This window comes from Peptoniphilus sp. Marseille-Q6390, from assembly GCF_965119475.1.
The window spans coordinates 293,846-309,671 of record NZ_CBCPLS010000001.1; the positions used below are offsets into that span (position 1 = coordinate 293,846).

At 34.5% G+C, this 15,826-nt stretch carries 13 protein-coding genes; 10 read left to right on the forward strand and 3 right to left on the reverse strand.

The window, feature by feature from the left end; all coding sequences use genetic code 11:
- The 5 genes from rplQ to gloB all read left to right on the forward strand — a co-directional run bounded on the left by rplQ (window position 1) and on the right by gloB (window position 5,773).
- Window positions 1–342, forward strand: coding sequence for a 50S ribosomal protein L17 (gene rplQ, locus ACWPVO_RS01470; protein WP_005957415.1), 342 nt, complete (start codon window positions 1–3; stop codon window positions 340–342).
- A 47-nt stretch (window positions 343–389) separates the two neighbouring features.
- Window positions 390–944 (forward strand): methylated-DNA--[protein]-cysteine S-methyltransferase, encoded by a 555-nt coding sequence (locus tag ACWPVO_RS01475; RefSeq protein WP_454206074.1) that lies wholly within the window; start codon window positions 390–392, stop codon window positions 942–944.
- Between the two features lie 900 nt (window positions 945–1,844).
- A complete protein-coding gene (locus ACWPVO_RS01480; RefSeq protein ID WP_005957508.1) occupies window positions 1,845–2,126 on the forward strand; it encodes a co-chaperone GroES in 282 nt (93 codons plus the stop codon).
- A gap of 29 nt (window positions 2,127–2,155) precedes the next feature.
- Window positions 2,156–3,778: a chaperonin GroEL gene (gene groL, locus ACWPVO_RS01485; protein ID WP_005957466.1), complete on the forward strand. Its 1,623-nt coding sequence runs from the start codon at window positions 2,156–2,158 to the stop codon at window positions 3,776–3,778.
- A gap of 1,305 nt (window positions 3,779–5,083) precedes the next feature.
- Window positions 5,084–5,773, forward strand: coding sequence for a hydroxyacylglutathione hydrolase (gene gloB / locus ACWPVO_RS01490; protein ID WP_454206077.1), 690 nt, complete (start codon window positions 5,084–5,086; stop codon window positions 5,771–5,773).
- A 68-nt stretch (window positions 5,774–5,841) separates the two neighbouring features.
- Here the strand turns inward: gloB and ACWPVO_RS01495 are convergent, their stop codons facing one another.
- From ACWPVO_RS01495 to ACWPVO_RS01505, 3 genes are all read right to left on the reverse strand, one after another.
- Window positions 5,842–7,182 carry a sodium-dependent transporter gene (locus ACWPVO_RS01495; RefSeq protein ID WP_285072662.1) on the reverse strand — a complete coding sequence of 447 codons (1,341 nt, stop codon included), beginning with the start codon at window positions 7,180–7,182 and terminating at the stop codon, window positions 5,842–5,844.
- Between the two features lie 85 nt (window positions 7,183–7,267).
- Entirely contained in the window at window positions 7,268–8,911 is a 1,644-nt protein-coding gene (locus tag ACWPVO_RS01500; protein WP_454206079.1) for a tryptophanase, read from the reverse strand.
- Window positions 8,912–9,211: 300 nt separating this feature from the next.
- On the reverse strand, window positions 9,212–10,102 hold the full coding sequence (locus ACWPVO_RS01505; protein WP_454206081.1) for a fructose bisphosphate aldolase: 891 nt from the start codon (window positions 10,100–10,102) through the stop codon (window positions 9,212–9,214).
- 88 nt (window positions 10,103–10,190) lie between these two features.
- On the opposite strand from ACWPVO_RS01505, the gene ACWPVO_RS01510 reads away from it, so the two are divergent.
- The 5 genes from ACWPVO_RS01510 (at window position 10,191) to pepD (ending at window position 15,638) form a co-directional block, all read left to right on the forward strand.
- A complete protein-coding gene (locus ACWPVO_RS01510) occupies window positions 10,191–10,769 on the forward strand; it encodes a ribonuclease H1 domain-containing protein (RefSeq protein ID WP_454206083.1) in 579 nt (192 codons plus the stop codon).
- On the forward strand, window positions 10,766–11,185 hold the full coding sequence (locus ACWPVO_RS01515) for a deoxycytidylate deaminase (RefSeq protein WP_282925456.1): 420 nt from the start codon (window positions 10,766–10,768) through the stop codon (window positions 11,183–11,185). Before ACWPVO_RS01510 ends, ACWPVO_RS01515 begins: the two co-directional genes overlap by 4 nt.
- A gap of 345 nt (window positions 11,186–11,530) precedes the next feature.
- Complete coding sequence (locus ACWPVO_RS01520) at window positions 11,531–12,178, forward strand: TetR/AcrR family transcriptional regulator (protein WP_270675905.1); 648 nt, start codon at window positions 11,531–11,533, stop codon at window positions 12,176–12,178.
- A gap of 592 nt (window positions 12,179–12,770) precedes the next feature.
- Window positions 12,771–14,180 carry a YfcC family protein gene (locus tag ACWPVO_RS01525; RefSeq protein WP_005957463.1) on the forward strand — a complete coding sequence of 470 codons (1,410 nt, stop codon included), beginning with the start codon at window positions 12,771–12,773 and terminating at the stop codon, window positions 14,178–14,180.
- A gap of 9 nt (window positions 14,181–14,189) precedes the next feature.
- Window positions 14,190–15,638 (forward strand): beta-Ala-His dipeptidase, encoded by a 1,449-nt coding sequence (gene pepD / locus ACWPVO_RS01530; RefSeq protein WP_454206086.1) that lies wholly within the window; start codon window positions 14,190–14,192, stop codon window positions 15,636–15,638.
- The last annotated feature ends 188 nt before the right edge of the window (window positions 15,639–15,826 follow it).

Here is a 15,826-nt window from a genome sequence, read left to right on the forward strand (position 1 = left end):
ATGGCAAAAAATAGAAAACTTGGCCGTAATTCAAGTCATAGACGTGCAATGCTAAGAAACCTTGTTACTTCTCTCTTAGCTGAAGGTAGAATTCAAACTACTCACACAAGAGCAAAAGAAGTTCAAAGAATTGCTGATCGTATGATTACACTTGGAAAAAGAGGCGATCTTCACGCAAGAAGACAAGCTTTAGCATATATTTATTCAGAAGATGTTGTAACAAAACTATTTACTGAGTATGCAGAAAAATATGCTGACAGAAACGGTGGATACACTAGAGTTTTAAAGATGGGTCCAAGACGTGGAGACGGCGCAGAAATTTCAATTATAGAATTAGTATAAGGAAATCCAATGGGGTTTCCTTTTTTTTATAAACTTTTGGAGGCCATATGCTCTATAAAAAAATTTACAAGTCCTTGCTGGGGGACATATTAATAGTTTTTGATGAAGAAGCCTTGCTTGGACTCTACCTATACAGTCATAAAGAGTTTGCAGAGAAACTAAGAGATAGTGATGTAGTTTTAATTAATGATGAGGTCTTATTTTCTTCTAAAGAAGAGGACTGTAAAATTTTAAGACTCACAGAAACTTGGTTAGATAAATATTTCTTAGGAGAAGATCCAAGCTTTATTCCTCCAATAAATGTAAGTGGAAGTGAATTTAGAAAAGACGTCTGGGATATTTTACTTAAGATTCCCTATGGAAAGACAAGGACCTATAAGGAAGTTGGAGAAGCCTTACTTGCAAGTGGGAAGTATGAAAGAGTATCCAACCAGGCAGTTGGAGGAGCAGTAGGTCACAACCCAATTTCCTTGATAATACCCTGCCACAGGGTAATAGGAAGTGATGGGAGTTTAAGAGGCTATGCTGGGGGAGTAGATGTTAAGAAGAAGCTTTTGGAGCTTGAGAGGAAAGAGAAAAAAGTAAAAAAAAGGACTTTTTAAAAATACTTAATAAAGAAGTTTTCGTTAAAAAGTTTTATTAAAAGCTTATGCTTTTATATTTACAATTGGAGGGGACTTAGGGCGTTTCGATTCGCCCTTGTCCCCTCCAAACCTCCCCTTACCACCCCCAACGACCTGGCAGGGGCCCGACCCATTAATACGCAAAAAGCTCTCCGACTAAAAATTTCAAACTCGCTTCGCTCAAACAGTGAAATTTTTTTAACGTCTCCGAACTTTTTGCTTACTGCCTTACTAGCTTGCGACTTATTGGTAAAATTTAAAAACTCATAAGACTTCAACAAGCTGGGGCATTATTGCTAACTTAACAATTTAAGACAAAGTTATAAATAGATAGAGCTTAATCTAGTATTTATTAAGCTTTTTTTATTTGATAATTATTCGTGTAGTTATAATTTTTTATAACTCCTCAAAAAAATGTAACTTAAAAATTAATAGTTAAGTCATAATTTTTTATAGCATTCTAACAAACTATAACTTAATAATTAGTTGTGAGGTGACAATCTCTTATGACATTATTATTAAAATCATCTTTTGGTTTGAGCTGTAAACTAATCGAGTGTATATAATGAGCAAAAAAATTGGTTATGCGTTAAAAATTTTCAACTGTTTGAATTCGCGAAGCGAATGAGTTTTGAAAATTTAGCATGACCGATTTTTTTGGACTCAACGTACGTGGGGTGAAGGGGGTGGTTTGGAGGGGCAAGGGGCCTCACGATGCCCCTAAGCCCCTCCAAGAGCAATTATAAAAGCGTAGCTTTTAAAATAATTTTCTCCCCCAACTACTTGAAAAAAGTTTTTATTTGAGTTATCATATACATATTAGCAGAAGAGACTAGCGAGTGCTAAAAATAAATTATAAATTTTAGGAGGCTTATATATATGAAATTGAGACCACTTGATGACAAGATTGTCATTAAAAAGATTGAAAAAGAAGAAACTACTGCTTCTGGTATTGTCCTTCCTTCTTCAGCAAAGGAAGAATCAAACATCGCAGAAGTTATTGCGACTGGCAACAAATTAGATACAGACGAAGATATGAAGGGACTTGTTAAGGTTGGAGACAAGGTTATTTTCTCTAAATACGCAGGAAATGACATTGAACTTGACCACGAAAAATACACTATAATCAAGTTCCAAGACATCTTGGCAGTTATTGAATAAGGCTTATTGAATAAGGAGAGATGATAAAAATGGCAAAGGAAATTAAATTTTCAGAAGATGCTAGAAAAGGCTTAATAAAGGGAATTAACACCCTTGCAGATACAGTAAAGGTAACTCTTGGACCTAAGGGAAGAAATGTTATCTTAGACAAGGAATATGGCACACCACTTATCACAAACGATGGTGTTACTATTGCAAGAGAAATTGAATGTGAAGATAAATTTGAAAATATGGGAGCACAACTTTTAAAGGAAGTTGCTACTAAGACTAATGACGTTGCAGGGGACGGTACTACAACAGCTACTCTACTTGCTCAAGCTATAATTAGAGAAGGCATGAGAAACCTTGCAGCAGGTGCAAACCCAATGGTTCTTCAAAAGGGTATTGCTAAGGCAGTTGAAGCTGCAGTTGAAGAAATCAAACACTTTTCAACAGAAGTTTCTTCAAAGGAAGCTATTGAACAAGTTGCTTCAATTTCTGCTGCTAACGAACAAGTTGGAAAACTTATTTCTGAAGCAATGGAAAAGGTTGGAAACGACGGAGTTATCACAGTTGAAGAATCAAAATCTATGGGAACAAGCTTAGACGTTGTTGAAGGTATGCAATTTGACAGGGGCTACCTATCTCCATACATGGTGACAGATTCTGACAAGATGGTTGCAGAATTAGAGGATCCATACATCCTAATTACAGACAAGAAGATTTCAAATATCCAAGAAATCCTTCCACTATTAGAACAAGTTCTTCAACAATCAAAACCACTTCTTATTATTGCAGATGATATTGACGGCGAAGCCCTTGCAACTTTAGTTGTTAACTCACTTAGGGGAACACTTAACGTAGTTGGAGTAAAGGCTCCAGGCTATGGCGACAGAAGAAAAGACATGCTTCAAGACATTGCAATCCTAACAGGTGGACAAGTTGTATCATCTGACCTAGGTCAAGATCTAAAGGATGCAACAATTGAAATGCTTGGATCAGCTTCAAAGGTTAGGGTTGAAAAAGAACTTACAGTAATTGTAAATGGAGCAGGCGAAAAATCTGAACTTGAAAACAGAATTAGCCACATTAAAAACCAAATCGAAGAAACAGACTCAGAATTTGATAAAGAAAAATTACAAGAAAGACTTGCAAAACTTTCTGGCGGAGTTGCAGTTATCCAAGTTGGAGCAGCAACAGAAGTTGAATTAAAGGAAAGAAAGTTAAGAATCGAAGATGCTCTAGCAGCAACAAGAGCAGCAGTAGAAGAAGGAATCGTTGCAGGTGGTGGAACTGTACTAATCGACTCAATCGACGCAGTTGCAAAAGTAGTTGACCAACTAGAAGGCGACGAAAAAACAGGAGCTAACATTATCCTAAGAGCCCTAGAAGAACCACTAAAACAAATAGCAGAAAACGCAGGGCTAGAAGGCTCAGTAATCGTAGAACACGTAAAGACAAAAGAAGCAGGAATCGGCTTCGATGCATACAAGTCAGAATACGTAGATATGAAAAAAGCCGGAATAGTAGACCCAACAAAAGTAACAAGATCAGCACTACAAAACGCATCAAGTGTAGCATCAATGATCTTGACAACAGAAGCAGCAGTAGCAAACATAAAAGAAGATGCACCAGCAATGCCTCCAATGAATCCAGGCATGGGTATGATGTAATGATAAGAAAAACCGAGACGAGTCTCGGTTTTTCTGGTTTTCACAGCGAATGCAAGCGTAAGCGAAGCATGAGCTGATGAAAAATCTTATCCAGCGACTGCAGAAAAAACGACCGAGTAGGGAGTTTTTTCAAAGGAGTCGGACTTGGATATATAGAAAAAACCTTAAACAAAGGCAGTCACAAAGTTGACTGTCTTTTTTAATTTCAGTAAAGCTGATGAAAAATCTTATCCAGCGGAAAATAAAGGAACACAGATTTTTGACAAGCAAAAATCTGCGGGCAGACTTATCAAAATTTCTTACAGAAATTTGATCAAGTCTCAGCCAATGCGACCGAATAATGAGCATTTTCAAGCGAGTCGGATTAAGTAAGTACAGAAAAAGCATAATTAAAGGCAGTCACAAAGAGGCTGTCTTTTTTATGCTTTAATTTAGAACACAAGCGTAAGCGAAGCATGAGCTGATGAAAAATCTTATCCAGCGGAAAATAAAGGAATACAGATTTTTGACAAGCAAAAATCTGCGGGCAGACTTATCAAAATTTCTTACAGAAATTTGATCAAGTCTCAGCCAATGCGACCGAATAAGGAGAATTTTCAAGCGAGTCGGATTAAGTAAGTACAGAAAAAGCATAATTAAAGGCAGTCACAAAGTTGACTGTCTTTTTTAATTTCAAGCAAAGTTTATGAAGAACCCTATCCAGCGAAAAATAAGGGAACACAGATTGTTTGCAAGCAAAAATCTGCGGGCAGACTTATCAAAATTTCTTACAGAAATTTGATCAAGTCTCAGCCAATGCGAATGAATAATGAGCATTTTCAAGTGAGTCGAATTAAGTAAGTACAGAAAAAGCATAATTAAAGGCAGTCATTAAGTTGACTGTTTTTTTTTCTATGGCAAAGGTAAAATATAATAGATTATGAGTAGATAAGGAAATATAACTTCAATCAATCTAGTTAATACAAAAAACCATCTTGCTCGAATATCTCATTACAAAAATTGCTATTTTCTAAATCTCGAACTTCTAAAATCGCAAACTCGCTTCGCTCAAACAGTGCGATTTTAGCCGAAGTTCTTCGATTTGAAAATAAGACAATTTTTGACCTAGGATATTCTTAGCAAGATGCTTTCAAATTTTAATCATTCTGTTTTTTGTACTCATTAAGAAGTCACAAAATAGAAAATAAGGACTTAATAAAATTCTTATCAACTAACAAAAAATTTAAATTATAACTTAATAAGCATAACAAAACCCTCCCATGTTTAAATCCCACCAATAAGAGTATGAATATTATGAGGTGTTTTATGGATATTAAATATATTAAAGCTTTTAATGACAATTACATTTGGACTATTGAGAAGGGCGGCAAGGTTCTCCTTGTTGATCCTGGCGATGCAGGTCCTGTTATAGATTATTTGAAGGGCAGAAAACTTGATTATATTCTTTTAACCCACAAGCACATGGACCACGTAGGTGGCCTTGACGAACTTAAGATTAAATACGACCCAAAGGTTTATGGACCTAGGGAAACTAGTGAATACAACGACGTGAATTTAAAGGACGGAGATGAATTTGATCTTCTTGGAGAAAATTTCAAGGTTATTTCAACGGGAGGTCACACTGAAGACCACATTTCTTATCTCATTGATGGTAACTTATTCTGTGGAGATGCCCTCTTCCTTGCAGGTTGCGGCAGGGTCTTCACTAAGGACTACAAAAAATCCTATGAGGGTCTCAACAAGTTAAAAAACTTAGCTGATGACACTGTGGTTTATCCTGCTCACGAGTATTCTCTTGCCAACTTAGAATTTGCCAAGTCTGTAATTTCTAATGAGGACTTGGATAGGGAGTATGAAAGAGTAAAGAAGCTTAGAGAAGATGACGAGATCACTCTTCCTACAACAATTGGAAAAGAGAAAAAAATAAATCCTTTTTTCTTGGCAAAGGACTTAGATGAATTTATAGACCTTAGAAACAAAAAGGATAATTTTTGAGAAAAGGTAAGCAAAAGAAAAGTGCTGGCTATTACAAAAGCCAACACTTTTTTGTTTACTAAATTATATCAACCAATGCCACCAAGTATTGCGCCTGCTATTAGGGCTACTATGGCAGCTGTTACATATACATATTTTGCTAATGGATAGTACCAGGATCCAATTCCCTTAGGTGATCCTTCATTTACTGCTGCAAGGACATAGTCTTTGCCTGCGACCCAAAGGAACATTATGCCTGCAAGGGCTGCTCCAAGTGGGCAAATGTAAATTGATACTACATCCATCCAACCACTTACTATTCCTTGGATTAGAATTGCAACGACACAACCAATGATGTGGATGATAGTAGTTGCAAGAAATCTTGATGCATTGAATTTTTCTTGTAGGTAGGCAACTGGTGTTTCGTAAAGGTTTATTATTGAAGATACGCCTGCAAATAGAACGCAGATGTAGAAAATCATTCCAATAATTCTTCCAATAGGCATACCGTTAAATACATTTACAAGGAAGATAAACATAAGGCCAGGGCCACCTGTATCAAGTGGTGCATCAGCTGCTGCCATTGCAGGGATGATTACAAAGGCTGCCAAGAGGGCTGCTATTGTGTCAAAGACTGCAACATTCCTTGCTGATGATGGAATACATTCATTTTTAGGAAGGTAAGATCCATAAATTACAGTTCCTGATCCTGCTACTGATAAGGAGAAGAAGGCTTGCCCAAAGGCAAATATCCAAACCTTAGGATCCTTTAATCCATCAGGATTTACTGTGAAAATATATTTATAGCCATTTGAAGCACCTGGAAGAGTGCAGATGTAGAATGCAAGTCCTACAAATAAAATAAATAGGGCTGGCATCATAATTTTGTTTGCCTTTTCAATTCCACCAGATACACCCATTACCATTATGGCAAAGCTTGCAAGAATTGCTATTACTACCCAGGTGTTTGCACCAAAGGCTCTCGCTGTTAGGCCAAAGGTACCACCAATTACATCCATATCTTGTCCCATTTCATAAAGGTGACCTGATAGAGAAAGGAAGGTATATTTAAAAATCCAAGCCATTACACAAGTGTAGCCTATAGCTAGTGCCAAAGATCCGAGAACTGGGATAAGACCAATTAATTCGCCAGGCTTTTTATTGCCAGTTCTTAATTCTGTACATTTTCCAAAGGCGCCAACTGGTCCAGCTTCGGCTGACCTGCCTAGTGCCATTTCGGAAATTACTCCTGTAGATCCTATTAAGGTTACAAAGATAAAATAAGGAATGAGAAAAGTCATCCCACCATAAGTTGAAACCATTATAGGGAATCTCCAAATATTACCCATACCAACTGCAGAGCCAATACAAGCTAGTATAAAGCCCCATTTGCTTTTAAAACCATCACGAGTTTTTAAGTTGTTATCCATAATTTTTCTCCTTAAAGGGTAATTTGCCCCTCAATTAAGAGGGGCTTATTTAATTTTTTGTATTTATAAAAAAGTTTAGAGAAATTTATTTTTCATCTTCAGAAGGTTCATAAGTTTCAAGGAAAGCGTGGAAGTGACGCATTGGAAGGTTCTTTCCCTTTACTATTCTAATATTAGGAATAGTAGCACGATCTTCATAAAGAGCCTTAACTGCTGCTATAACATAATCCATGTGTTCCTTAGAAAGTTGACTTCGATTTATTGCGAAACGAACTACGTTTGCTACTTCAGCTTGTTGTTCTGGAGTCTTTAGATCATATTCCATTGAGTAGTTACCAAGTTCTGCAGTTCTAATTCCATATCTTCTTATTAATTCCACAGAGAAGCCTTGACCTGCAAAAGTTTCTGGTCCCCTCTTGTTGTCGAAGAATTCGTCCATGTTGATATAAACACCGTGTCCACCTGCAGGAAGTACAACTCCTTTAACGCCAGCCTTGTAGAAACCTTGAGCAAGGTATTCACATTGCTTAACACGAGCATCAAGATAATCAAACTTAGCTGCTTCATAAAGACCTGCAGCAAGAGCCATAATATCTCTACCACTCATTCCACCATAGGAGTCGTTGCCGTAAGAAGAAATTTGTTTAACTTTTAGGAGGATACCTACGTCAGTTTTAACAGTGCCGTCTTCGTTAAAGTCAGAGAACTTCTTCCAGAATAGGCCCTTATCTCTAAAGGCAAGTACGCCACCCATATTTGCGTGTCCGTCTTTTTTAAGTGATGCAGTAAAACCATCGCAGTAAGAGAACATTTCTTTTGCGATTTCTGGAATTGACTTGTAAGCGTAACCTTCTTCATTAACCTTGATGAAGTAAGCATTTTCTGCCCATCTAGCAGCATCAAACATATAAGGTATATCATACTTATGAGCAATTCTTGAACATTCTCTCAAGTTTGCCATAGAAACTGGTTGACCACAAACTGTGTTGTTAGTGATAGTAGTGTAAATTAGTGGCACATTTTCAGGTCCTAACTTAGTGATAAGTTCTTCTAGTTTTTCAGTGTCCATGTTGCCCTTAAATGGATTCTTTTCATAATGACCATTTTCAGGAACTTCCCAAAGTAATTTTTTATTGTATAGGTTTCTTGGGATTGAACCCATTTGTTTAATATTACCTTCAGTAGTGTCAAAGTGACCGTTTGAAGGAATAGTATAAATCTTTCCTGGTTCTCTTGCGTTTAATATTTTTTTGACAAGTTCGAATAAAACGGATTCAGCTGCACGACCTTGTTGAATGATAAAGGTATTTGGTCTTTCCATTTGGGCAGAACCACCATTAAATAGGCCGCCTTCATATTCGCAAAGGTAAACTTCGTCCATCATTTTTTCAACATCTTCGCAGTCAGTTCTTACAAGGTCGATGATTCTTTTTTGATCGTCGCCTCTTTCGAATACATCCCTAAAGGCATCAAGAAGGACATAGTAGCCCTTGTTTCTACCATAAGATTCATCTCCTAAGAACATTGCAGACCATTGAACATCTGTCATGGCTGTAGTTCCTGAGTCTGAAAGCATGTCAATAGTTAACATTCCTGCAGGGAAGGCAAATTCATTGTAGTGAGTAGCCTTAAGAGCTCTTTCCCTTTGTTCAACTGTAACATTTGGAATATTTTTTGTTACATAAGTGTAGGAATGTGGTGTAGGTACGTCTAATTGATACTTCTTCATAAAAAACCTCCATATAATAATAAAAAAGTTATAGAGGAACCCCGGTCATTAATATTAAATTAACTAGCGGACAGTATCCCATAGAGAACCCCGGTCATTAAAAATTTAACTAGCGGACAGCACTCCAGATAATGTTTATTATCTATGCAATAGTTTACATTATGAAAAAATAATTGTCAACAATAAACTGCATCAATACAAGCTTTAGCTAGGGTTACAAAATAAGAAAAAACATTTGCAAATCAAGAAACAAAATAAAAAAAAGACCTCCAAAATTGGAGATCTTAAAAATCTTACACTTTATTTTTCAACTGAAGCTGAGTAGTTCTTTTCGATAGAGTCATCAAGCATTTTTGTAAATTCTTCTGCAGTTTGATTTACATTAAGTCCTTCAGTAAGGGCTCTTGAGTAGGAAGCAATTACGCCCCTGTTTTTTCTAAGCTTTTCGTTGGCGTCATCTCTTGAGTAGCCACCAGATAGGGCAACAATTCTAACAGTTTGATCAAAGTCGTAAAGGTCTTCGTAAAGATTTTCCTTTTCTGGAAGAGTTAACTTAAACATTACATAAGTATCCTTGTCTAATTTTTTTAGTTCTTCCACAAGATATTTTTTAAGGACTTCTTCGATTTCAGCCTTGTCCTTAGCGTGTATGTCAACTTCTGGCTCGATAATAGGAACAAATCCTGCTGCAGAAATTTTCTTTGCGTAGTTAAATTGTTGTTCAACAACTTTCTTAATGGATTCTTCGTTGAGTTCCTTTACAACAGAACGCATCTTAGTTCCAAAGATATTTCTTTCCTTTGCATTTGCAAGAAGCTCGTCAATGTGCTTGAAAGGTTTCATAAGTTGTGCGCCGTCTTTTTCTACATCAAGTCCTTCGTCAACCTTAAGGATTGGAACTATGCCCTTTTCTTCCCAAAGATAGTCGCCAGTGAACTTGCCATCGATTTTAGAATTCATAGTAACCTTAAATAGGATTGCAGCTAAAATTCTATCAGATGTAAAGGCCTTATCCTTTATAATTCTCTTTCTCATTTCGTGAACTTGTTCAAACATTTCTTCTTCGTTTGAATAAGCATCTTCAGTCACACCATAATTTAATAGGGCCTTAGGTGTTGATCCACCAGATTGGTCAAGAGCAGCAATGAAGCCCTTGCCATTTTTCATTCTTTCAAATTGTTCTTTGTTCATTTTTACCTCCAAAAGTCTAGACTTCTAATTACTTCTAATTATATAATAAGTAGACATAGTTGACAAATGACAAAATTTTGAGGTGAACATGAAGTATTACGCAGTTAGAATAGGAAGAAATCCTGGCATCTATCACACTTGGGATGAGTGCAAGCGAGAAACCATGGGCTTTAAGGGAGCAAGTTTCAAAAAGTTTTCCACTCGTGAAGATGCTGAGGCCTTTATAAATGAAATAGAAGAAGACAAGAAGGAGTCAGCGGAAAAGGATGAGCTTGTAGTTTACGTCGACGGATCCTACAGGAACAGCGACAAGTCCCACTCCTATGGAGTCTACATGTTTAATGGTGAAGAAGAGTACACTTACTCAAAGAGATTTTTCAAGGACTCAGACATGAGAAATGTGTCGGGAGAAATCAAGGGAGCTATGCGTGCCATGGAAGAAGCAGCAAAGCTTGGCAAGAAAAAAATCTACCTTCACTACGACTACGAAGGCATAAGGTCATGGGCTCTTGGTTTTTGGAAGACAAATAAGGAAGGGACGATTTACTACAAGAACTTTTATGATTCCATAAAGGACAAGTTGGAAGTGAAATTTATAAAAGTTGAGGCCCACACTGGGGTCAAGTACAATGAGTTAGTTGATAAACTTGCAAAGGAGGCAAAATGAGAAAATCTTGGGATGAATATTTTATGGAGATAACAGAAATGGTTGCAACAAGGTCCACTTGCGACAGGGCCTTCGTGGGATGCGTCCTTGTGAACTCTGACAACAGGATAATTTCAACAGGCTACAATGGATCAGTAACAGGCAACCCCCACTGCGACGAAGTGGGACACACAATGCGTGACGGCCACTGCATAGCCACAATCCACGCAGAGATGAATGCCCTCTTGTACTGCGCCAAGGAAGGAATATCAGTCAGAGGAGCCAAGGCTTACGTGACCCACTTTCCTTGCCTTAACTGCACAAAGGCCCTGATCCAAGCAGGCATAAGAGAAATAATCTACCACGAAGCTTACAGGGTGGACGACTACGCCATGGAACTTTTGGAAAAGAATAAGGTAACCTTAAAACAAATTTAAAATTTAGAAGATTATGAGAGATCTGGGAATAATTCCCAGGTCTTTTTTGTTTTAAATTTTCTGTAAATTATTTGTAAGTAAATCGATAAAGAGATGCTTTAAAATAAGGACTAATATAATCTTATCAACTAAGATAAATATTAGTTAGTTTTATTCAAAAAAACTATTATGATTTTTTACTAAATAGTTAAATAATAAAATAAATTGATTATAAATTTACAAAGTTATACATTTAAAAATTTATTTTAATAAAGCATTGACAAAGTGAAAATTCAATAATATAATCATGATTGAAAAAAGATTAATCGCGATTAAAATTTTTTATGGTTGGAGTTGATAAGGTTTATGGGGGTTAACGAAAAAAAGAAAAAAGTAATGACATGTTTTATTGAGGCCACAGAAGACCTCATGAAGGAAGATGATATAGACAAGATTTCAATAAGAAAAATAGCTAAGAGGGCAGGCTACAACTCGGCAACTATTTACTACTACTTTGAAGATCTAGAACATCTAATTTTATTTGCATCAATTAGATACTTGAGAGAATACACTTCGGCCTTGGCAAAGAATATTAAAAAGGAAATGACAACTTTAGAAAAGTATAGGACAGTTTATGAAACTTTTAACTACTATGCCTTTAGGTCGCCAATAATTTTCCATAATATGTTTTTTGGAAAATACAGTCCTATGTTATTAGAGGTTATAAAAGAATACTATGATATATTTCCTGATGATCTTGAAGGTCACGATGAGCTCCTAAGAGGTCTCTTGACTCAGGGGAATATGTATTCTAGAGATAAGCAAATAGTAGACCAGCTAGTTAGTGAAGGGATAATAGATGAAGAAAAATCTGACATAACCCTAAAAATAATAATCAGCGTACACGAATCTTATGTATACGAGGCCATGATTCAGTTAGACAAGTTAGATTTGGAAGCCCATGAAAAAGCATTTTTAGAAATTTTTGATTATGTCCTAGATAATGCAAAATAGAAATAGTAAAAAATATTTACATAAAAAAGATCTATAAAATGTATCTGATTTATGGGAAAAGGTTATATTAAAACTTTCTATTATAAAGTAATTATGTATGAATTGAATTTTTTATAAAAAAGCAATTTATAAAAAATAAGTCTATAATAAGTTGTTAAAATTTAAATATATCGAAGTATATTATATGAATTTTAATATCAGAATTAATTTTCAATTTTAGATGGAGATTTTTATTTATTATAAAATGACAACTCTAAGATTTGGTGATTAGTAGGGGGAATTAAGTTAAATATAAGAGAATAAGTTAATTGAAGGTAAATAGGATAATTATCTTATTATTAATATGATGAGTATAAAAACTTATAAAGTATTAATTAAAAAAAGGAATAATTAAATTGGTTTTGTTAGATATTGTCCTGAAAGTTGTTTTAGTAAAATATAATCAATATAGTTAGTCAAAAATATAATGGATTTAATAAAAGATAAAAAATATTAAGAGAATAGTAAGCTTGTGGTATATTGATTATATTATATTCACTATTATTATAATTGTGTTTCGAAGGGTGTTATATTTTATTTAGGAGGTATTAAAATGAGTAAATTAAAAGAAAAATTAAAAAAATTTAAATCACCCGATGCACTACTATTAATATGTATTTTAATGGTAGTTGTATCAATCTTAACTTATTTAGTTCCAGCTGGCGAATATACAAGGATATTAGATCCTGAAACTGGTAGAGAAATGGTTGATCCAAGTTCATTCCACTATATTGAAAATACACCAGTTGGTCTTTGGAAAGTGTTATCTTCTGTCCATCAAGGACTTGTTGATTCTTCTGAAATAACTTCATTCCTATTAATTATAGGTGGAGCTTTTGGAGTATTAAATTTAACAGGCGCTTTGGAAGCATTGCTTTCAAAAACAGCATCTAAGTTAAAGGGCAAAGAAAAACTCGTTGTAGTATTTTTCGTAACTTTATGGGCTTTGGGAGGAGCTTTCTTAGGAAACTTTGAAGAATGTCTGGCTTTTTTACCAATGCAAATAACCTTATGTTTAGCCTTAGGATTTGACTCTATAACAGGTGTTGTAATAGGTATATGTGGCGTTGCTGTTGGTTATGTAGGTGGAGTTATGAACCCTTTCACATTAGGCATTTCACAACAAATAGCAGAATTACCACCATATTCAGGAATTGGATTTAGACTAGTTTTGTGGGCAATAACACTTATTGTAACAATTGCATACATATATAGATATGCAGATAAAATTCACAAAAATCCTAAGTTATCATTATCATATGAAGAAGATAAGACAAGCAAATATAGAGAAGAGATCTCAACAAATATTGAATTTACTATAAGACATAAATTGGTATTATTAGCTTTTGTATTAGCTGTTATAGGAATTGTATATGGCGTAATTGTATATCATTTTTACTTAGGAGAAATGGCAGCAGTTTTTATTCTATTAACTATAGTTATAACAATTATTTCAGGTAAACCAATAAACGAAGTAGTGAATGCTTTTGTAAAAGGAGCTTCAGATTTACTATATCCTTGTTTATGTGTTGGATTAGCAAGAGGTTTGACAATAGTAATGATGGATGGTCATATACTTGATGTTATCGTACATGCTTTGACTGGATTTTTAGCAAATATTCCTTCAATAGTATCTGCTCCATTATCATTTATCGTAATATCAATAATAAATTTATTTGTGCCATCTGGTTCAGGAAAAGCAGTACTAGTTATGCCTATTTTAGTACCAATGGCAGACGTTCTTGGTATAACAAGACAAACTGTTGCACTAGCTTTTCACATGGGTGATGGAATAACAAACTTGCTTTCACCAGCAGAAGCTACAATAATGGTTGCACTTGGAATGATGAACATATCTTATGGAAAGTGGATTAAATGGTTCTGGAAATTAGTTTTATTATGGTACCTAATAGGAATTGTAGCATGTATTGTTGCTGTTAATATTGGCCTTGGACCATTCTAGGAGGTAATAATGAAAAAATATAAATCAATTAATGATCTTAGAGAGATTCAAGTTTTTAATAATTTTTTAAAACTTACAGAAATTCCTAGACCATCATTTAAAGAAAAAAAAGTGTCAAATTATTTAAAAAATTGGGCAGAAAAACTTAATCTTAATGTTAAACAAGACGATAAATTTAATCTACTAATTTTAAAAGATGGTCAAAATGGTGGAGAAAATAAAGAAGCATTAATTTTGCAAGCTCATTTGGATATGGTTTGTCAAAAAAAAGATGGCTTTGATTTTGACTTTGATAATGATCCTATTCCTGTTCAAATTGACGGAGATGAACTTAATACAGGTGGGAAGACGACTCTTGGTGCTGATAATGGAATTGGCGTAGCAGTAATAATGTCAATCCTAGAAGATAAGGAAATGTCACACCCTCCAATTACAGCAATATTTACGACTGTAGAGGAGGATGATTTTAGCGGTGTAAATAATCTATCAAAGGATTGGATAATAGGGAATAGAGCTATTAACATTGACAATAGTAAAGATGATGAAATCATAGCAGGTAGTAATGGTGGAGCTGGAGTAACCTTCTCGTTAAAAATCAATAGGCAAAACAGAAAATTTAAAAATATTTTTAAAATAAAAGTTAGTGGATTTTTAGGAGGACATTCTGGAGAAGATATAGAAAAAGGTAGAGGTAATGCCATTATAACTTTATCTCGACTATTAGAAAAACTTGAACATAGTATAGAAATTTTGGATATCAATGGTGGTACTTTTAGACTTGCTATTCCTAGAGAATGTTACGCCATTATTAGTACAGATTTGGATAAAAATGAAATAGACAATATCCTTGGTGACTTTGAAAAAGAGCTTCATTATGAATATAATTCTTTTTCAGATACTATTTGCGTTAAATCTGAAGAGTCAAATTCTGAACAAGAAGCAATAAAATCTGAAGATTTTAATAAAATAATAAATATTATAAAATTATATCCTAATGGAATTTTTGAAGTAGATCCTAAAAACCATGTAGTTATTTCATCTAATAATTTAGGTGAAATAAAAATTGAAGATGATTGTGTTAAATTTATTAATGAGATAAGGGCTATGGAAAGATCTCAAGTTGAATACACTTATAACAAAATTTCTACGATTGCAGGTATATATGATGGAAATGTAGAGATTTATGCAGAATATCCAGGATGGAGATTTAATCCTAATAGCAAATTAAGAAATATATATAAGGAAATTTTTGAAAAAGAACTGAATAAAAAATTAGAAATAAAAGTCTCACCTGCCGGTTTAGAAGCGGGATATCTAATAAACAAGAATCCTAGTCTTGATATTATTAGTGTTGGACCAAATCATACAGGTCTTCACAGTCCTTCTGAATCAGCAAACATTCCATCTGTGATAAATTTCTATGAAACTTTTAAAGTGTTTCTAAGAGAAATAGATTAAGTAAGAAGATATTTTGATAATCTTATTAAAATACAAGTATGTTGAAGAAAAAAATAAAATTGAAAGGGACGAGGCTGCTTATAGGCTCGTCTCATTATTATATTTTATATTAGTAATTAATAATTAATAATATATTTATTATCAATATTTTTAAAACTAAGGAACTAGAATCAATTAATTAGAAAAGT